This window comes from Halalkalibacter oceani (assembly GCF_023715705.1).
In the GTDB taxonomy this organism is placed as follows: Bacteria; Bacillota; Bacilli; order Bacillales; family Bacillaceae_D; genus Halalkalibacter; species Halalkalibacter oceani_A.
Map to the genome: position 1 here is coordinate 1 of NZ_JAMBOS010000098.1, position 385 is coordinate 385.

Here is a 385-nt window from a genome sequence, read left to right on the forward strand (position 1 = left end):
TCAAATAGTACTTGACATAATCTGAACAAAACGTGACCAAGATTAGAATGACAATTGGGATGAGACATATCATTTTGCATGTTACAATAATTGCCATCTGAAATCCAATTCAAAGGACTAGACTAGGTTTTTTCAAATTCCGAAGAAGACTTCTTGATCTGCGACCACCTAGTAGAAAGCTCATATGATGACTTTCTTTCCACTCATATAACTTTTGAGTCCAATACTTCTCTACTTTAAAAATCATCAAATGGTTAATATTCCACCTAGCAAAAGATTTAAAACTAGTGACTGCAGTAGTACATCTGAATATTGGGGCAATGGAACCCACTAAAATTCCAATAAATTGTGTTGGGACAATGGCAAACATTGACCACTTATATTG

General features: G+C 34.3%; 1 protein-coding gene. It reads right to left on the reverse strand.

The genetic code is table 11. The annotated features are described in order from the left end of the window. Window positions 1-109: 109 nt before the first annotated feature. On the reverse strand, window positions 110-385 hold a 276-nt coding region (locus tag M3212_RS21820), incomplete at its 5' end, for a hypothetical protein (protein ID WP_251195996.1).